The 19,375-nt window shown below is 64.4% G+C and carries 10 protein-coding genes; all 10 read left to right on the top strand.

Annotation, left to right across the window (positions count from 1 at the left end):
• Positions 1-63: 63 nt before the first annotated feature.
• The 10 genes from GJA_RS26790 to GJA_RS15270 all read left to right on the top strand — a co-directional run bounded on the left by GJA_RS26790 (position 64) and on the right by GJA_RS15270 (position 19,350).
• On the top strand, positions 64-495 hold the full coding sequence (locus tag GJA_RS26790; protein WP_038493717.1) for a MarR family winged helix-turn-helix transcriptional regulator: 432 nt from the start codon (positions 64-66) through the stop codon (positions 493-495).
• A 111-nt stretch (positions 496-606) separates the two neighbouring features.
• A complete protein-coding gene (locus GJA_RS15310) occupies positions 607-1,359 on the top strand; it encodes an SDR family oxidoreductase (RefSeq protein WP_038493714.1) in 753 nt (250 codons plus the stop codon).
• A gap of 108 nt (positions 1,360-1,467) precedes the next feature.
• Positions 1,468-2,937 carry a sodium:solute symporter gene (locus tag GJA_RS15305; protein ID WP_038493711.1) on the top strand — a complete coding sequence of 490 codons (1,470 nt, stop codon included), beginning with the start codon at positions 1,468-1,470 and terminating at the stop codon, positions 2,935-2,937.
• Positions 2,938-3,033: 96 nt separating this feature from the next.
• Positions 3,034-4,926, top strand: coding sequence for a signal peptide peptidase SppA (gene sppA, locus GJA_RS15300; RefSeq protein ID WP_038493708.1), 1,893 nt, complete (start codon positions 3,034-3,036; stop codon positions 4,924-4,926).
• Between the two features lie 388 nt (positions 4,927-5,314).
• A complete protein-coding gene (locus tag GJA_RS15295) occupies positions 5,315-6,721 on the top strand; it encodes an efflux RND transporter periplasmic adaptor subunit (RefSeq protein WP_038493705.1) in 1,407 nt (468 codons plus the stop codon).
• A gap of 34 nt (positions 6,722-6,755) precedes the next feature.
• Entirely contained in the window at positions 6,756-9,869 is a 3,114-nt protein-coding gene (locus GJA_RS15290) for an efflux RND transporter permease subunit (RefSeq protein ID WP_038493703.1), read from the top strand.
• Positions 9,866-13,075 carry an efflux RND transporter permease subunit gene (locus GJA_RS15285; RefSeq protein WP_038493700.1) on the top strand — a complete coding sequence of 1,070 codons (3,210 nt, stop codon included), beginning with the start codon at positions 9,866-9,868 and terminating at the stop codon, positions 13,073-13,075. Before GJA_RS15290 ends, GJA_RS15285 begins: the two co-directional genes overlap by 4 nt.
• 8 nt (positions 13,076-13,083) lie before the next feature.
• A complete protein-coding gene (locus GJA_RS15280) occupies positions 13,084-14,481 on the top strand; it encodes an efflux transporter outer membrane subunit (RefSeq protein ID WP_038499997.1) in 1,398 nt (465 codons plus the stop codon).
• A 115-nt stretch (positions 14,482-14,596) separates the two neighbouring features.
• Positions 14,597-17,212, top strand: a complete 2,616-nt coding sequence (locus tag GJA_RS15275; RefSeq protein ID WP_081905436.1) for a chemotaxis protein CheB — start codon at positions 14,597-14,599, stop codon at positions 17,210-17,212.
• The gene (locus GJA_RS15270; RefSeq protein WP_081905435.1) at positions 17,209-19,350 is read left to right on the top strand and encodes a sensor histidine kinase; all 2,142 of its coding nucleotides are present in this window, start codon (positions 17,209-17,211) and stop codon (positions 19,348-19,350) included. Before GJA_RS15275 ends, GJA_RS15270 begins: the two co-directional genes overlap by 4 nt.
• The last annotated feature ends 25 nt before the right edge of the window (positions 19,351-19,375 follow it).

Raw genomic sequence — 19,375 nt, 5'->3', positions numbered from 1 at the left:
TGTTCCCATTAAATTTGTCCGCTGCTCATTGTAATTGTGCATATGCACTCCTATAATAAGCGCATGGAAGATCTCGGACCTCTCGCTTGCCACTGCTCGGCCACCCGCCAAATGTCGCGTTATATCTCGAAGTTATACGAGCGGCATTTTGCGCCGTCGAACATTACCACGACCCAGTATGGAATCTTGAATTTCCTTGAGCAGCACAGGGAACAGGGCATGGGCATGAACGAGTTGGCGGCGCTCTTGCTGACCGACCGCACCACCTTGCTGCGCGCGCTGAAACCGTTGCTGCAAAAAGAACTGGTCATCAGCACGGCCCACCCGGAAGAGCGGCGCCGCCATGTCTTGTCGATTTCGGCGGCCGGGCTGGCCAAGATCGACCAAGCCAGGCCGCTGTGGCTAGCGGCGCAAGCCGAATATGAGGCCTTGGTCGGGGCGCAGCACGCGCGCATCTTGCGCCATGATTTTTTAAGCATCACCGGAGCGCTGTAGGGTTGCCATGATCGGCAGCGCCGCGGCGCTTTTTATTTCACCTGATATGTGCATATGCACATGATCGTAGAAGAGCAGTTCCATTTCACCCTTCACCAAAGGAAGCACAGCATGAGCAAGTTACTCGAAGGTAAAGTCGCCGTCATTACCGGCGGCACCAGCGGCATCGGGCTGGCCACCGCCAAGGCATTCATCGCCGAAGGCGCCTATGTATTCATCACCGGCCGGCGCCAGGCCGAACTGGACGCCGCCGTGGCCGAGCTCGGCCCCAACGCGACCGGCGTGCGCGGCGATGTGGCCCGGCTGGCCGACCTGGACCGTTTGTACGCCATCGTCCAGGCTGAAAAAGGCCGGCTCGACATCCTGTTCGCCAATGCGGCGATCGCGGAAATCGCGACGCTGGAACAAGTCACTGAAGACCATGTCGACCGGCATCTCGATATCAATATCAAGGGCACCTTGTTTACCGTGCAAAAAGCGTTGCCCTTGCTGGCGCAGGGCGCCTCGGTGATCGTCACGTCGTCGATTTCCGGCATCAAGGGCCAGGGCGGCCTGGGCGTGTATTCGGCGACCAAGGCGGCGATCCGCAGCCTGGTGCGCAGCTGGGTGCTGGACTTGCAAGGGCGCGGCATCCGCATCAACGCGGTCAGCCCCGGCAACACCGAAACCCCCGGCCTGGCGGGACTGGCCGGCAGCGGGGCCGACCTGGACGGTTTTTACGCTTACCTGGGCGGGCTGGTGCCGCTGGGCCGCAATGCCGATGCGCGCGAAATCGCCGGCGTGGTGACGTTCCTGGCGTCCGACGCCGCCAGTTATATCAACGGCGCCGACATTCAGGCCGATGGCGGCCTGGCGCAAATCTGAGCGCTGCTCCGGCCCGGCCGTCATCGTGCTGATGAGGGCGGCAAGCGTGCATGCGCGCGCATCTGCGTGTATATTCTTGCGCTTGCCTTGCCATCCCTGATTCCAGCCATGTCCCCAGCCGTCCTGTTTTCCTTCGTCATTGCCTATTTTGCGCTGTTGCTGGGCGTTGCCTGGCGCACCTCGCGCCACGCCACCAATCACAGTTTTTTCATCGGCAATAAAAACAGCCACTGGGCGCTGGTCGCCTTCGGCATGGTCGGCACCACGCTGACCGGCGTCACGTTCATCAGCGTGCCGGGAGCGGTCGGGCGCGACGGTTTTGGCTATATTCAATTGATGATCGGTTATGTGCTCGGTTATCTGGTGATTGCCTTGGTGTTGCTGCCGCTGTATTACCGCTTGAAGTTGACCTCGATCTACCATTACCTCGAGGTGCGGCTGGGGCGCCGTTCCTGCCAGAGCGGGGCGGCGTTTTTCATCCTGTCGCGGCTGCTGGGCGCCAGCGCCCGCTTATATCTGGTGGTGAATATCCTGCAAGCGACAATCCTCGACGGCTTCGGTGTGCCATTCTGGCTGACCAGCATGGCGGTGCTGCTGATGATCTTGCTGTACACCTATGAAGGCGGGGTCAAGACCATTGTCTGGACCGATATGCTGCAAACCGGCTGCATGCTGCTGGGGCTGGTCATTTGCACCGTGTTCTTGCTCGACAAGATGGACTTGTCGCTGGCCGGCAGCCTGGAGCAACTGCGCTCGCACGGCCTGGCGCGGGTCTTTACGTGGGACATCGACAGTCCCGCTTACTTCTGGAAACACGTGCTGGCCGGCATGTTCATCACCATCGCGATGACCGGCATGGACCAGGAAATGATGCAAAAGAATATCTCGGTGCGCACGCTGCGCAATTCGCAAAAGAATATGCTGGCGCTGACCGTGATCCTGACCGGCGTGCTGCTGCTGTTCCTGTTCCTCGGTGGCTTGCTGCACCTGTACGCGCCGCTGGCCGGCGTCGGCGCCAGCGGCGACCAGCTGTTCCCGGCGGTGGTGCTGGGCCATTTCCCGGCGGTCTTGCAACTGATCTTTTTCATTGCGCTGATTTCGGCGCTGTTTCCCAGCGTCGATGGCGCGATCACCGCGCTGACGTCGACTTTTTGCATCGACTTGCTGGGCTTGCAGCGCCGCCCGGACTTGCCGGAGCACCTGCAAAAACGCTGGCGCCAGCGGGTCCACCTGAGCTTCGCCGCGCTGTTCCTGCTGCTGATCCTGGCCTTCAAATGGGTCGACAGCCCGAGCATGATCGGCGTGATCCTGAAACTGGCCAGTTATACCTATGGTCCGTTGCTGGGCCTGTTCGCCTTCGGCTTGCTGACCCGGCGCCGCTTGCATGAGCGCTGGGTGCCGCTGGTGGTCGTGGCCGGGCCGCTGCTGTGCTACGCCATCGATTACTGCCAGGCCGCGCTGTTCGGCGCCTACCGCCTGGGGCTGGAATTGCTGATCCTCAATGGCTTGCTGGTGCTGGCCGGCCTGCTGCTGATTTCGCGGCCGGCCGACTATTCATTGCCGGTCTTGCAAAATTAGTATTTGTACGGATTTTCGGCTACAGTGGGTGTTTGCTTCAAGTAACTTGCAAGCAAATGAATTGCTACTTTGTCCGCCAACCACTACGGAGTCCTCATGTCACTCAACCCGTTTCCGCCGCTGCGCCGCGGTTTTGGCCATTTTTGGCGCGCGCTCGATTTTAGCCGGCGCCTCGTGTTCAACCTGATCTTCCTGCTGATCGTGCTGGCCATCGTGTATGGCATATTCGGCGGCGGCTTGAAGCCGTTGCAGCAAAAAACCACCTTGGTGCTCAATCTGCAGGGCCAGCTGGTCGAGCAGCATCCCGGCGGCGCGCGCGAAGCGCTGCTGGCCAATATCGGCGGCGACGGCAAGAAAACAGTGCAATTGCGCGACGTGCTGAAAGTGCTGGACGCGGCCGGCAAGGACGCCAGTATCGGCGGCGCCGTCCTGATCCTCGACGATTTGCAGGGCGGCGGCCTGGCCTCGCTGCGCGAAGTCGGCGCCGCGCTGGACCGCTTCCGCGCCAGCGGCAAGAAAGTCACCGCCTGGGGTTCCAGCTACAACCAGCGGCAATACCTGGTCGCCGCGCACGCCGATGAAGTGTTTGTGCACCCGATGGGCGGCGTGATGCTGGAAGGTTTCGGCCGCTACCGCAATTACTACCGCGATGCGCTCGACAAGCTGGGCGTCACGGTCAACCTGCTCAAGGTCGGCACCTATAAAAGCTTCGCCGAACCGTATATCGCCAACGGCCCGTCGAGCGCCGCGGCCGAAGCGGAAAGCTACCTGAACAACGCGCTGTGGTCGGCCTACACCGGCGAAGTCGAAAAGGCGCGCAAGCTGCCGGCCGGCGCCATCATGAAGGGCATCGACGATTTGCCGGCGCTGATCGCGGCGGCCAATGGCGACCTGGCCAAGCTGGCCGTGAATGCCAAACTGGTCGACGGCTTGAAGACGCTCGACCAGGTCCGCGAGCTGATGATCAAGCGCGGCGCCCCGGATGACGACGGCAAGAGCTTCCGCCAGGTGGCGTTCGGCGATTACCTGGCGCGCCAGCGCAGCAGCTACACCGGCGACGCGGTCGGCGTGGTGGTCGCCGAAGGCGAAATCGGCGACGGCAATGCGGCGCCGGGCGCCATCGGCGGCTTGTCGACCTCGAAATTGATACGCCAGGCGCGCGAAGACGACCGCATCAAGGCCGTGGTGCTGCGCGTCGATTCGCCCGGCGGCAGCGCGTTCGCCTCCGAGCTGATACGGCGCGAGCTGGAGTTGACGCGCGCCGCCGGCAAGCCGGTGGTGGTGTCGATGGGCGACGTGGCCGCGTCCGGCGGTTACTGGGTGTCGATGTCGTCCGATGAAGTGATCGCCGACGCCAGCACCATCACCGGTTCGATCGGCGTGTTCGCGATCTTGCCGACCGCCGACAAGGTGATCGACAAGCTGGGCATCCACACGGCCGGCGCGCCGACCACCTGGCTGGGCGACGCCACCAATCCGCTGCGTCCGCTCGACCCGCGCTTTGCGCAAGTGATCCAGAGCAGCATCAACCATGTGTATGCCGAGTTCACCGGCAAGGCCGCGCAGGCGCGCAAAACCACGCCGGAAAAAATCAATGAAGTGGCGCAGGGCCGGGTCTGGACCGGCCAGCAGGCCAAGGACCGGGGCCTGGTCGACACCATCGGCAGCTACGGCGATGCGATCGCCTCGGCCGCCAGGCGCGCCCATTTGAAGGGCGATTACCGGGTCGCCTACATCGAACGCGAAGGCTCCAGGGTCGACCGCCTGATCGACCTGGTCGGCGGTTCGGCGGCGCAGGCGCTGGGCGCCACGATCGGGGCCAGCCTCGGGGAGCACGTCAAGCTGGGCCTGGCCGGCAGCGGCTTGCCGCCGGACGCGGCGCTGGGCATCGCCGGCGACATCAGCTGGCTGTCCGGCCTGGCCCGCGAACACCGGCCGTTCATGGCGCTGACCCATTGCCTGTGCGAGTCGCCGCTCGGCTCGCGCTGACAGGGCCGCCCGCTATCAATTCGTGAGCTGCCTGGCAAGGGTTGCGGCAAGAGATTTGTAGCGAGTTTGTATCTGCCTTGCCGCCGCCGTCAACGGTTTCCGGGCCAGCTTTGTGCAACTGCTGGCCCGTCCGCATCCCTGATTCTTCCTGCGCCGCCCCGGCATGCCCGGATCGCGGCGCCATGCGCGGCGCGACCGCGCCGTGCCGATCGCCCTTTTTCCTGGCCCGGTTTGTAACAATGGCCCCGCTATTTATTTACATGACTATGCTAGAGTCGTCCAGACGATGGCGGCGCCGATGCGCGTGGCCTGCCCAGATGACTGTTACCCCGGCATAACCGGCCGGTATCGAATCGCCGGACAGCTCCGGCCTGAACAAGGATAAGCGATGGATTCGCAGACTGTTAAGAGCACCTCTCCACGGCGCAGCCGCCGCTCCAGATTCATCGGCGGTATCATCGCGGTGGCCGCCATGGCGGCGCTGGGCGGCCTGGCCTGGCACCTGACCCATCCAGCCACCGGCGCGGCCGGCGCGCGCGGCGCAGGCGGCGGACCGGGCGGGCCCGGCGGTTTCGGCGGCGGCAGGGGCGGGCCGGCCACCACGGTCGGCGTCGCCACGGCGCTCAAGGCCGACATTCCGGTGCTGCTCGATGCGCTCGGCACGGTGACCCCGGTGGCCAACGTGACGGTGCGCGCGCAAGTGTCGGGCATCCTGCAAAAGATCCTGTTCAAGGAAGGCCAGATGGTCAAGGCCGGCGACGTGCTGGCGCAGATCGATCCGCGCCAGTTCGAGATGGCGCTGCTGCAAGCGTCCGGCCAGCGCCAGCGCGACGAAGCGCAGCTCGATAATGCGCGCCTGACGCTGGAGCGCTACCAGACCCTGCTGAAGCAGGATTCGATCGCGCGCCAGGATGTCGACACCCAGGCCGCGCTGGTCAAGCAGCTGGAAGGCACCGTCATGACCGACCGCGCCGCCGAAGGCACGGCGCGCCTGAACCTCGGTTATACCAGGGTGCTGGCGCCGGTCAGCGGACGGGTCGGCTTGCGCGCGGTCGACGCCGGCAACCTGGTCAGCACCGGCGACACGGCCGGCATCGCGGTGGTCACGCAACTGTCGCCGATCGACGTCGAATTCGCGGTGCCGCAAGATAAAGTGTCGGAGGTGCAGGCCCGCCTGGCCGAAGGCGCCGCGCTGCCGGCCGTCGCGCTGGACCGCACCCGCAGCGACACGCTCGACAGCGGCACCTTCTCGGCGCTGGACAACCAGGTCGACGTGCAGACCGGCACGGTGCGCGCCAAGGCCCGCTACACCAACGCCAGGGCGACGCTGTTCCCCAGCCAGTTCGTCAACGTGCGGCTGGAACTGCGCACCATCAAGGACGCCGTGATGATACCGGTGACCGCGCTGCGCCACGGCAGCAGCGGCGACTTCGTGTATGTATTGAACGGCGCCGAGCGCACCGTCAGCGTGCGCGCCGTCACGCGCGGCCAGGCCACCACCGACCAGGTGCAGATCAAGACCGGCCTGCAAGCGGGCGAAAAAGTGATTACCGAAGGCGCCGACCGCTTGAAGGATGGCGGCAAGGTGGTGCTGCCGGGCGATAAACCGGCCTGGGGCGGAGCCGGCGCGGGCACGGGTGGCGGCCGCCGTCATGGCGGCGCCGCCGGCGAAGGCTCCGCCCCCGGCGAGCACCGCCGCCACCGCCAGGATGGCGCGCCGGCCGATGGCGCCAGCGCGCCGGCCAGCGCCCCGGCTGCCGCGCCGCGCCGTCCGGCGCAAGGTGCCGCGCAATGAAGCGCCTGACTACTAATTGTGGGAGTGCGCCGCGATGAGCCCGTCCGGCCCTTTTATCCAGCGGCCGGTCGCCACCGCGCTGCTGATGCTGGCGATCGTGCTGGCCGGCCTGGTGGGCTTCAAGTTCCTGCCGCTGTCGGCCTTGCCGCAAGTCGATTTCCCGACCATCCAGGTGCAAACCCTGTATCCGGGCGCCAGTCCGGAAGTGATGGGACAAACCGTGACGGCGCCGCTGGAAGGCCAGTTCGGCCAGATGGCCGGCTTGCAGCGCATGAGTTCCACCAGCGCGTCCGGCGTCTCCATCATCACGCTGCAATTCACGCTGGGCCAGACGCTCGACGTGGCCGAGCAGGAAGTGCAGGCGGCGATCAACGCCGGCGGCTCGCTGCTGCCGACCGACTTGCCGGCGCCGCCGGTGTACGCCAAGGTCAACCCGGCCGATGCGCCGGTGCTGACGCTGGCGATCACGTCGGACACCATGCCGCTGACCGAAGTGCAGAATATCGTCAACACCCGGCTGGCGCTGAAGATCAGCCAGGTCAACGGGGTCGGCCTGGTGTCGCTCAGCGGCGGCCAGCGTCCGGCCGTGCGGATCCAGGGCGACACCAAGGCGCTCGCTTCCTACGGCCTGGGCCTCGACACGCTGCGCAGCGCCATCACCGGCGCCAACGCCAACAGCGCCAAGGGCAGTTTCGACGGCCCGAGCCGTTCGTTTTCGATCAACGCCAACGACCAGCTGCTCACCGCGCAAGACTATAAAAGCCTGATCGTGTCGTATAAGAACGGCGCGCCGGTATTCCTGTCGGACGTCGCGCAGGTGGTCGACAGCGCCGAAAACGTCAAGCTGGGCGCCTGGTCCGGCCTGAAGCCGGCGATCATCCTGAACGTGCAGCGCCAGCCCGGCGCCAACGTGATCGCCACCGTCGACGCGATCAGGAAGCGCCTGCCGGAATTGCAGGCCGGCTTGCCGGCGGCGCTGAAGGTCGACGTGCTGAGCGACCGCACCACCGGCATCCGCGCCTCGGTCGAACACGTCGAAATGGAATTGCTGCTGTCGGTGCTGCTGGTGGTGCTGGTGATCTTCGCCTTCCTGCACAGCCTGCGCGCCACCGTCATCGCCAGCCTGTCGGTGCCGATTTCGCTGATCGGCGCCTGCGGCGTGATGTACCTGATGGGCTACAGCCTGAACAACCTGAGCCTGATGGCGCTGACCATCGCCACCGGCTTCGTGGTCGACGACGCGATCGTCATGATCGAGAATATCGCGCGCTACATCGAAGAGGGCGAAACCCCGATGGCGGCCGCCATCAAGGGCGCCTCGCAAATCGGTTTCACCATCATTTCGCTGACGGTGTCGCTGATCGCGGTGCTGATCCCGCTGCTGTTCATGGGCGACGTGGTGGGCCGGCTGTTCCGCGAATTCGCCGTCACGCTGGCGATCACGATCCTGATTTCGGCGCTGGTCTCGCTGACGCTGGTGCCGATGATGTCGGGCCGCTGGCTGAAGGGCCACGCCGATGAACAGCCGGGCGCCTTGAGCCGCCGCACCCAGGCGTTTTTCGACAACGTGATCGGCCATTACGACCGCGCGCTGATCTGGGTATTGCAGCGCCAGGGCCTGACCTTGCTGGTGGCGCTGGGCACCATGGCGCTGACCGTGCTGCTGTATGTGGCGATCCCGAAAGGCTTGTTCCCGACCCAGGATACCGGCCAGTTGCAGGCGCGGCTGGTGGCGTCGCAGGCGGTGTCGTTCGCGCGCATGGCCGACTTGCAGCAAGCCGCCGCCAGGGCCATCCTGGCCGACCCGGACGTCGATACCCTCAGTTCGCTGGTCGGCGTCGATGCGGCCAATAACACCATGCTGCATACCGGCAGCATGCTGATCAACCTGAAAAATTCGCGCAGCGCCGGCCAGGCCGACATCATGGAGCGCTTGCGCAGCCGGGTCGCCGACGTGGCCGGCGTGACGCTGTACCTGCAGCCGACCCAGGACTTGACGATCGACGCCGAAACCGGCCCGACCCAGTACCGGGTGTCGCTGGAAGCGGCCGACAACGCCACCATCAAGGAATGGTCCGACAAGCTGGTGGCGCAATTGAAGCGCCAGCCGCAATTGCGCAATGTGGTGTCGGATGCCGGCGCCACCGGCGCCGCGGCCGACATCCGCATCGACCGCGACAGCGCGTCGCGGCTGTCGATCACCGCCGCCGCCATCGACGACGCGCTGTACAACGCCTTCGGCCAGCGCATCGTGTCGACCATCTTCACCGAGACCAACCAGTATCGGGTGATCCTGGAAGCGCAGCCCGGCACCCTGACCACCGTCGCATCGCTCGGCGATTTGCAGGTGCGCACCGGTTCCGGCAAGTCGACGCCGCTGTCGGCGATCGCCGGCATCAGCGAAAAACAGGCGCCGCTGCAAATCACCCACGTGGCGCAGTATCCGGCCACCACCTTGGGCTTCGATACCGCCTCCGGGGTGGCGCTGGGCAAGGCGGTCGATGTGATCCGCCAGGCCGCCAGGGACATCAACTTGCCGGCCTCGGTCAGCATGACCTTCCTGGGCGCCGCCGGCGCCTATGAAAACTCGCTGTCCAGCCAGCTGTGGCTGATCCTGGCGGCGGTGGTCTGCGTCTACATCGTGCTGGGCGTGCTGTATGAAAGTTATATCCACCCGCTGACGATCCTGTCGACCTTGCCGTCGGCCGGCGTCGGCGCGCTGCTGGCGCTGATGATCAGCGGCCAGGACCTGGGCGTGATCGGCATCATCGGCATCATCCTGCTGATCGGCATCGTCAAGAAAAACGCCATCATGATGATCGACTTCGCCATCGAGGCCGAACGCGAGCAGGGCAAGAGCCCGCGCGAAGCGATCCACCAGGCCGCGCTGCTGCGCTTCCGGCCGATCCTGATGACCACGCTGGCGGCGCTGTTCGCGGCGGTGCCGCTGATGCTGGGCTGGGGCGAGGGCGCCGAATTGCGCCGTCCGCTGGGCCTGGCCATTTTCGGCGGCCTGATCGTCAGCCAGCTGCTGACGCTGTTCACCACGCCGGTGATTTACCTCGGCTTCGACCGCCTGGGCCAGCGCTTCGGCCGCAGGGCCAAGGCGCGGGCCGGACTGGAAACCGACGGCGGAAGCGCGGCATGAACCTGTCGCTCCCTTTCGTCCGGCGTCCGATCGCCACCGTGCTGCTGACCATCGGCGTCGCGCTGGCCGGCATCGGCGCGTTTTTCGTGCTGCCGGTGTCGCCGCTGCCGCAAGTCGATTATCCGAGCATTTCGGTCAGCGCCAGCCTGCCCGGCGCCAGTCCGGCAACCATGGCCACCAGCGTCGCCACGCCGCTCGAGCGGCGCCTCGGGGTGATTGCCGGCGTCAATGAAATGACGTCGAGCTCCGGCACCGGCTCGGCCCGCATCAGCCTGCAATTCGACCTGAGCCGCAATATCGACGCCGCCGCGCGCGAAGTGCAGGCGGCGATCAACGCCACCCGGGTCGACTTGCCGGCCACCTTGCGCAGCAACCCGACCTACCGCAAGGCCAATCCGTCCGACGCGCCGGCCATCATCCTGGCGCTGACCTCGAAAACCCGCACCCCGGGCCAGGTGTACGACGCGGTGTCGAACCTGGTGCAGCAAAAGCTGGCCCAGGTCAAGGGCGTCGGCGACGTCGAGCTGGGCGGCGGCTCGCTGCCGGCGGTGCGCGTCGAATTGCTGCCGTATGCGCTGAACCGCTACGGCGTGTCGATGGAAGACGTGCGTGCCGCGATCCAGGCCACCAACGCCAACCGGCCCAAGGGCGCGATCGAGGGCGACGAGCGGCGTTTGCAGATTTATTCCGCCGCCAGCACCGCCACCGGCGGGCGCAGCGCGGCCGATTACCGCAGCCTGGTGGTGGCCTGGCGCGACGGCGCCGCGATCCGCCTCGACGACGTGGCGCAAGTCAAGGACGGCGTCGAAAACACCAATACGCTGGGGCTGTTCAACGGCGACCCGGCGGTGATCGTGCTGATCACGCGCCAGCCGGGCGCCAACGTGATCGCCACGGTCGACGGCGTGCGCGCCTTGCTGCCGCAATTGCAGGCCCAGCTGCCGCCCGACATCAAGCTGTCGGTGGCCACCGACAGCACCAATTCGATCCGCTCGTCGCTGCATGAAATCGAAGTCACGCTGCTCATTTCCATCCTGCTGGTGGTGCTGGTGGTGTCGGCCTTCCTGCGCAGCGTGCGCGCCACCATCGTGCCGGCGGTAGCCACCGTGGTGTCGCTGCTGGGCACCTTCGGCGTGATGTATCTGCTGGGCTTCAGCCTGAACAACCTGAGCCTGATGGCGCTGACGGTGGCCACCGGCTTCGTGGTCGACGACGCCATCGTGGTGCTGGAAAACACCGCGCGCCATATCGAGGCCGGCATGAGCCGTTTCGAGGCGGCGCTGCTGGGGGCGCGCGAAGTGGGCTTCACCGTGCTGTCGATCAGCCTGTCGCTGGTGGCGGTGTTCATTCCGCTGCTGTTCATGGGCGGCCAGGTCGGCCGGCTGTTCCGCGAATTCGCCGTGACGCTGTCGGCGGCGGTGATGATTTCGCTGCTGATTTCGCTGACCACCACGCCGATGATGTGCGCCTGGCTGCTGAAACCCGGCCAGGAACACGCTCCGCAAGGCCGCGTCGCGCGCGCCTTCGAGCGGGGTTTCGCGGCGCTGCTGCGCGGTTACGAGCATTGCCTGGACTGGGCCTTGTCCAGCGTCTGGCTGGTGATGGCGATCCTGGTGTTCGTGGTCGGCTTGAACGTGTACCTGTTCTCGGCCGCGCCGAAGGGCTTTTTCCCGCAGCAGGATACCGGCCAGATCAACGGCGGCTTGCGCGCCGACCAGAGCATCTCGTTCCAGGCCATGCAAGTCAAATTGCGCCAGCTGGTCGAGATCATCAAGGCCGATCCGGCGGTGGCCACGGTGGTCGGTTTTACCGGCGGTTCAAGGGCCGGCGGCGGTTTCATGTTCATCAATTTGAAACCGGCGTCCGAGCGCAGCGACAAGGGCCAGGCGGTGATCGCCCGGCTGCGTCCGCAACTGGCGAAAGTGACCGGCGTGTCGCTGTTCCTGAACCCGGTGCAGGATTTGCGCATGGGCGGGCGGCAAAGCAATTCGACCTATCAATACACGCTGAAGAGCGATAACGCGGCCGACCTGAAACGCTGGGCCGGCAAGCTGGCCGACAGCATGAAGACCCAGCCGGCCTTGATCGACGTCGATACCGACCAGGCCGAGAACGGCGTGGAAACCTTCGTCGACATCGACAAGCAAAGCGCCACCCGGCTCGGGGTACAGGTGCGCGACGTCGACAATGCGCTGTACAACAGCTTCGGCCAGCGCCAGGTGGCGACCATCTACAGCGAATTGAACCAGTACCACGTGATCATGGAAGTGGCGCCGGCCTATGCGCAAAGCCCGGAAGCGCTGCGCGACGTGTACGTGCCGGCCAAGGGCACGGCGGCGCCGACCTCGGTCAATACCACCGCCTTGCGCGACCCGTCCAGCGGCCAGGCGCTGAGCACGGCGGCCACCACCATGGTGCCGCTGTCGGCGATCAGCAGTTTCGCCGAACGCTCGACGCCGACCTCGGTCAACCACCAGGATGCGGAACTGGCGACCACGGTGTCGTTCAACCTGGTCGACGGCTACAGCCTGAGCGACGGCGAAGCGGCGGTGCGCCAGGCCGAGGCCGACATCGGCATGCCGCAAAACGTGCGCGGCAGCTTCCAGGGCACGGCGCGCAGCGCGCAAGACAGCAACAAGGAACAGCCGCTGCTGATCCTGGCCGCCATCGTGGTGATCTATATCGTGCTGGGCATTTTGTATGAAAGCCTGGTGCACCCGGTGACGGTGCTGTCGACGCTGCCGTCGGCCGGCGTCGGCGCGGTGCTGGCGCTGCTGCTGTTCAAGATGGAGTTTTCGATCATCGCGCTGATCGGGGTATTCCTGCTGATCGGCATCGTCAAGAAAAACGCCATCCTGATCATCGACTTCGCGCTGGAGGCGGAGCGTTCGCGCGGCCTGGGTGCGCTGGAAGCGGTGCGCGAAGCGTGCCTGCTGCGCTTCCGGCCTATTTTGATGACCACGCTGGCGGCGGCGCTGGGCGCCTTGCCGCTGGCGATCGGTTTCGGCGAAGGTTCCGAATTGCGCCAGCCGCTGGGCATCGCCATCATCGGCGGCCTGGTCGCCAGCCAGGTGCTGACCTTGCTGACCACCCCGGTGGTGTACATCCTGCTCGACAAGCTGCGCCGCCGCGGCGCCGGCGAGCAGCAACTGAGCCGCATCCATCCATCCGATCCGCAGGGCAGCGCGCCTGCCACACCATCATGAAACAAACCATGCATCCGACTCCATTGCGTCCCCATTTGCTGGCCCTGGCCAGCGCCATCCTGCTGGCCGGCTGCGCCGTCGGCCCGGCCTACCAATTGCCGGCCGCCGCCGCGCCGGTGGTGTACAAGGAAGCCGAGGGCTGGGTCGCCGCCGCGCCGGCCGATGCGCTGGAGCGCGGGCCGTGGTGGACGCTGTTCGGCGATCCGCTGCTGAACCAGCTGGCCGAGGGGATCGATATCTCGAACCAGAACGTGGCCGCCTCGGTCGCCGCGTATCAGCAGGCGCGCGCGCTGGTGCGCCAGCAGCGCGCCGGGCTGTTCCCGAGCGTCAGCCTGAGCGGCAGCGCCGCCCGTTCCGGCGGCAATGCGGTGCAGGAGACCGGTAATAACTTCAAGGCGGCGCTGGGCGCCAGCTGGGAACCGGATCTCTGGGGCCGTCTGGGCGCCGGTGTCGGCAACGCCGAGGCCAGCGCGCAAGCCAGCGCGGCCGACCTGGCGGCGGCGCGTTTGTCGGCCCAGGGCGAGCTGGCGACCAATTATTTTTCGCTGCGCCAGGCTGACGCCCAATTGGCGCTGCTCGATCAAACCATCGCCGGCTACCGCCGCGTGCTGGACATCACGCGCAACCGTTTCGAGGCCGGCATCGCCGCCAAGTCGGACCTGCTGCAAGCGCAAACCCAGCTGGCCAATGCGCAAAACGACAGCCTGGCCCAGACCCGCCAGCGGGCCCAGCTGGAACATGCGATCGCCTTATTGCTGGGCAAGGCGCCGGCCGAGTTCAGCCTGGCCGCCGCGCCGTGGAAGGTGGTGGTGCCGGAAGTGCCGCCGGGCGTGCCTTCGGCGCTGCTGCAGCGCCGTCCCGACATCGCCGCCGCCGAGCGCCGCGTGGCGGCCGCCAACGAACAGATCGGCATCGCCCGCGCCGCCTACTTTCCGAGCCTGAACCTGACCGGTTCCTACGGCAGCGGCGCGAGCCGGGTCGGCGACTTGTTGAATGCATCGAACAGCCTGTGGTCGCTCGGCGTGTCGGCCGCGCAAACGATCTTCAATGCCGGCGCCACCGAGGCGGGCGTCGATTCGGCCAAGGCCGCCTACGATGGCGCGGTGGCGCGTTACCGGCAAACGGTGCTGACCGCCTTCGGCGCGGTGGAAGACCAGTTGACGGCGACCCGCGTGCTGAACGAACAGCAAGTGTTCCTGCAACAGGCGTCCAGCGCGGCCGATGAAGTCGAGGTGCAATTGCTGAACCGCTACCGCGCCGGCCAGGTCAGTTATTCCGACGTGGTGGCGGCCCAGGTGACGGCCTTGTCGGCGCGCCGCGCGCTGGTGCAGTCGCAAGCCGACCGCCAGAACGCGGCGGTGCTCCTGATCCAGGCGCTGGGCGGCGGCTGGCATGCGCCGCAATAGTGTGAATATTTAGCGTGAATTTAGCCTTAAATCGGCAGGCTGGGGACTGGCCGGTGCGGCGCGCGTGTAAAATGTGAAATTGCATTTTTTACAGGCTACACCGGATGTTTGCACCATGACCAGCATCAAGCGCAGCAAGGCTCCCGCTAAACGCCCGGCCGCGCCACGCGCCAGCCGCGCCAAGGAAACGCCGCCGGTACTGTTCCCGGTGGTGGCGATCGGCGCGTCGGCCGGCGGCCTGGATCCGATCATCGCTTTCCTGTCCAATGTGTCGCAAACCAGCGGCGTGGCGTATGTGGTGATCCAGCACCTGGATCCGACCCACAAGGCGATGCTGGCGGAATTGCTGCGGCGCGCCACCAGCATCCCGGTGGCGGAGATTACGCACCAGACCGAGTTGCGGCCCAATAATATCTATGTGATCCCGCCGAATGCCGACCTGGGCATCGCCAATAACCGCTTTGTCGTCAGCGAGCCGGTGCGCAAGCGCGGCCACCGCTTGCCGATCGATCTGTTTTTCACGGCGCTGGCCAGCGAACGCGGCGAACTGGCGGTTGGCGCGGTGTTTTCCGGCATGGGCGCCGACGGCACGGCGGGCTTGAAGGCGATCCGCGAGCAGGGCGGCTTGACGCTGGCGCAATTGCCCGATTCGGCCAAGTTCGACCATATGCCGCAAAGCGCGATCAGCGCCGAGGTGGTCGATGTGGTGGAATTGCCGGACAAGATGCCGGAAAAAATCATCGCCTATCTGTCGCGCAGCAGTTTCCTGGCCTTGCGCGACGACGCCAGCGACAAGAACTCGCTGCAAGAAATCATGTCCTTGTTGAGCGAACATACCGGCAACAGTTTCAGCGACTACAAATTGAATACCGTGTTGCGCCGCATCGAACGGCGCATGAGTTTGTTTCAAATGGAGTCGATGGAACAGTACGTGCCGTATTTGCGGCTCAATTCCGGTGAAATCGACCTCTTGTTCAAGGAATTGCTGATCGGCGTGACCAGCTTTTTCCGCGACTCCAAGGTGTGGGATTATTTGAAAATCGTCGCCTTGCCGCAACTGCTGGCGTCGCATCCCGAAGGGGGCGCTTTCAAGGCGTGGATACCGGCCTGTTCCACCGGCGAAGAAGCGTATTCGCTGGCGATGGTGTTCAGCGAAGTGGTGGCGGCGATCAATCCGCCCTCCAAGTATTCGCTGCAGATTTTCGCCACCGACTTGTCGGACGATGCGATCGACCGCGCGCGCCAGGGACGTTTCTCGCAAAATATCAACAGCGACGTGTCGGCGGAGCGCCTGAAACGGTTTTTCGTGTTTGAAAAAAACGGTTATCACGTCAAGAAGGAAATCCGCAACACCATCATCTTTGCCCAGCAAAATGTGATTTCCGATCCGCCGTTCACCAAGCTGGATATCCTGTGCTGCCGTAATTTACTGATTTACCTGAACGTCAAGTTGCAGCAGCGTCTGATACCCTTGTTCCATTATGCGTTGAACCGCGACGGGCTGTTATTGCTGGGCAGTGCAGACACGCCCGGTCATTTTTCGGACCTGTTCGCGCCGCTGACCACCTCGACCCGTTTGTACCGGCGCCTCGATAACCTGGCGCGGCAGCGCTTGCCGACCTATTTTCCGACCAAGCTGTCGGCGGCGTCCCCCCCTACACCCAGCGAATCGAGAGAGACCACTATGCCTGGCAAGATCCAATCCCATGTCGAGCAACTGTTGCTCCAGAAATATTCTCCAGCTGCCGCCTTGCTAAACCAGGATGGCGATATCCTGTTCATCAATGGCCGCACCGGCGCCTTCCTGGAACCGGCGGCCGGCAAGGCCAACTGGAATATCCACGCGATGGCGCGCGACGGCATGCGCTACGAGCTGGCCGGCCTGATCAAGCAAGCCTTGCAAACCGAGGGCGTGGTGCGCCTGAAGGGGCTGGTGGTCAAGGATCATCTCGGCTTGTCGCAGGGCGTGGAATTGAGCGCCGAAGCGCTGACCCAGCCGGAATCCCTGCAAGGCATGGTATTCCTGACCTTTTCCAGCGCGCCGATGTTGCCGGAAGTGAAAAGCGGGCGTTCGCCGAATCCGAAGGTGCTGGAGCTGGAACAACAGCTGGCCCAGGCGCGTCTGGAAATCCAGGCGGTGCGCGATGAAATGCAAACCTCGCGCGAAGAACTCAAGTCGGCCAACGAGGAATTGCAGTCGACCAATGAAGAATTGCAGTCCGCTAATGAGGAATTGACCACCTCGAAAGAGGAAATGCAGTCGCTGAATGAGGAGTTGTATACGGTCAATGCCGAGCTGCAATCGAAAGTCGACGATTTATCGCTGGTGAACAGCGACATGAAAAACTTGCTCAACAGCACGGACATCGCTACCATTTTCCTCGACAGCGGCTTGCGGATCCGCCGTTTCACGGCGCCGGCCACGCAAATCTACAAGCTGATCCAGAGCGATTTGCGGCGTCCGCTGAGCGATATCGTGCACGAACTCGACTATCCCGACCTGGAAACCGATGCGCTGGAAGTGATGCGCAGCCTGGTGTTTTCCGAGCGCCAGGTGCCGACCCGCAACGGGCGCTGGTACAACGTGCGCATCATGCCCTACCGCACGATTGAAAACGTGATTGACGGGGTAGTGGTAACGTTCATTAATATTACTGAATCAAAACTAATAGAAGCGCAATGGCGCTTGATGCAAGCCCAGGGCCAGTTACCTACGGAAAACGAAAAATGAATGATGCATTCGACCCTGCCTTGAATACGGCGCGCTTGCGGGAACAGGCGGAAGTGCTGCTTTCCGAAAGAGCTATCATGGCGGGCAAGTCGAATCAGGATGTATTGAAACAATGGCATGAACTGCAAGTCAGCCAGATCGAACTGGAAATGCAGGGCGCCGCGCTGGCCGAACTGCAGCAAATCAACGAAGAGTTTGAAAACGGCTGGGCCATGTATGCGCAATTGTATGAATTGGCGCCGATGGCGTATTTTTCGATCGACCGGGCCGGCCGCATTTCGCGCGCCAACGTGGCTGCCGCAACGTTGCTGAAACGGGTGCAGCAGCAATTGCTGGATTTATCGTTCGAGCAATTCATTGCGCCGCAAGGCCAGGCGCGCTTCCGCCAGTTCATCGACACGGTGTATCACAGCGGCGTGCGGCAAGTGCTGGAAACCAGCTTGTTCGACGGGGCGGACAGTGTGCCGAACGGCGCGGTGCGGATCGAAGCCAATGTCGATCCGGACGGCGGCAGCGTGCGCATGATCGTCACCGACCTGGGCGACCAGGATGTGCGCGAATCGGCGTTGCGCCAGGCCTTTGTGATACTCGACAGCATCAAGGAAGGCGTGCTGGTGACCGACGCCGCCAACCGCATCATCTCGGTCAACCCGGCATTCACCAGTATCACCGGCTACCTGGCGGAAGAGGCGATCGGCCGCGATCCGTCCTTCCTCGGCGGCGCCAGCGACATGGCGCCTTTGTACCACGATATGTGGACCGGCTTGACGCGCGACGGCAGCTGGCAGGGCGAACTGGTGAACCGGCGCAAGAGCGGCGAACGCTACGTCGAATGGCTGTCGATCACCCAGATGCGCACGCCGGAGGGCGGCGTGGCCAATTTCGTCGGCGTGTTTTCCGATATCACCGAACGCAAGCTGGCGGAAACCTCGCTGCGCGAATTGCACCATGAACTGGATGTGCGGGTCATCGAGCGCACCGCCGAATTGCTGCAAGCCAACCAGTTGCTGCAACAGGAAATCGCCGAACGCGAACGGGCCGAAGTGGCGCTGCGCCAGGCCGAGCGTTTTTTTCACTCGACCATCGATTCGCTGTCGGACCGCGTGCTGGTGCTCGACGACAGCGGCGCCGTGGTGTACGCCAACCAGGCGTGTTATGCGTTTGCTGGCCATGTCGGCACAGAAATTCATTATCTGCGCCATTGCGAAACCGATCCGCGCTGGCAGCACGGGGCCGGCCACGACCTGGCGGCCGGCATACGCAGCGTCTGCCGTGGTGCGCTGGACACCTTCACTGTCGAATACGAATTCCTGACCCATACCGGACCGCGCTGGTCGCAAGCCAAGGTCAGCCGCTTTTCCGAGGCCGGCGTTTTGCGGGTGGTGGTGTCGCATACCGACATTACCGAACGCAAGAGCATGGAAAGCGCGCTGTTGAAGTCGCATGCCCAGTTGCGCCAGTTGGCGCTGCACCTGGAGACGGCCAAGGAAGACGAGCGGCAACGCATTTCGCGCGATATCCATGATGAGCTGGGGCAAAACCTGCTGGCGCTGCGGATCGATATCTCGATGCTGGGCGCGCGCACCGAGCAATCCCATCCACGCTTGCACCGGCGCGTCGCGGCGGTGCTCGACAATGTCGACACCACCATCAAAAGCGTGCGCGGCATCATGAATGAATTACGGCCGATGGCGCTGGACCTGGGGTTGCAGGCGGCGATCGAGTGGCAAATCCAGGATTTTAACAAGCGCAGCGGCATCGCCTGCCGCTTGAAAGTGCGCGATGAAGCGATTTTCGGCGCGGTCGGCAGCGCCACCGCCATCGTGCTGTTCCGCATCGTGCAAGAAGCGCTCAGCAACGTTACGCGCCACGCCCGCGCTTCCAGTGCGGAAATCGAGCTGAGCCTGGACGCCGACGGCTTGAGCCTGCTCATTTCCGACGATGGCATCGGCATCACGCCTGAACAGCGCGGCAAGAAACAGTGTTTCGGCCTGATCGGCATTGCCGAACGGGTCAGCGCGCTGGGCGGCGAGTTTATCGTCGGTCCCGGCCGCGCCCCGGCACTGGGCGCCGGCGGTCATGGCGAAGGTTGCTGCCTGAGCATGCGGATTCCATTGCCGGAGGCTGGCGCCGCTTGAGACCAGGCGCGCTGGCCGAGAAAAG

Source organism: Janthinobacterium agaricidamnosum NBRC 102515 = DSM 9628 (assembly GCF_000723165.1).
Lineage (GTDB): Bacteria > Pseudomonadota > Gammaproteobacteria > Burkholderiales > Burkholderiaceae_D > Janthinobacterium > Janthinobacterium agaricidamnosum.
The sequence above is the reverse complement of the archived record's forward strand: the minus strand, read 5'-3'. Positions and strand labels throughout refer to the sequence as shown.

What these genes read in the sequence shown, in the direction of transcription:
- GJA_RS15295 (WP_038493705.1), top strand. Translation starts at nt 5,315, where the DNA reads ATGGATTCGCAGACTGTTAAGAGCACCTCTCCACGGCGCAGCCGCCGC.
- GJA_RS15270 (WP_081905435.1), top strand. Translation starts at nt 17,209, where the DNA reads ATGAATGATGCATTCGACCCTGCCTTGAATACGGCGCGCTTGCGGGAA.
- GJA_RS15310 (WP_038493714.1), top strand. Translation starts at nt 607, where the DNA reads ATGAGCAAGTTACTCGAAGGTAAAGTCGCCGTCATTACCGGCGGCACC.
- GJA_RS15275 (WP_081905436.1), top strand. Translation starts at nt 14,597, where the DNA reads ATGACCAGCATCAAGCGCAGCAAGGCTCCCGCTAAACGCCCGGCCGCG.
- GJA_RS15285 (WP_038493700.1), top strand. Translation starts at nt 9,866, where the DNA reads ATGAACCTGTCGCTCCCTTTCGTCCGGCGTCCGATCGCCACCGTGCTG.
- GJA_RS15290 (WP_038493703.1), top strand. Translation starts at nt 6,756, where the DNA reads ATGAGCCCGTCCGGCCCTTTTATCCAGCGGCCGGTCGCCACCGCGCTG.
- GJA_RS15305 (WP_038493711.1), top strand. Translation starts at nt 1,468, where the DNA reads ATGTCCCCAGCCGTCCTGTTTTCCTTCGTCATTGCCTATTTTGCGCTG.
- GJA_RS26790 (WP_038493717.1), top strand. Translation starts at nt 64, where the DNA reads ATGGAAGATCTCGGACCTCTCGCTTGCCACTGCTCGGCCACCCGCCAA.
- GJA_RS15280 (WP_038499997.1), top strand. Translation starts at nt 13,084, where the DNA reads ATGCATCCGACTCCATTGCGTCCCCATTTGCTGGCCCTGGCCAGCGCC.
- sppA (WP_038493708.1), top strand. Translation starts at nt 3,034, where the DNA reads ATGTCACTCAACCCGTTTCCGCCGCTGCGCCGCGGTTTTGGCCATTTT.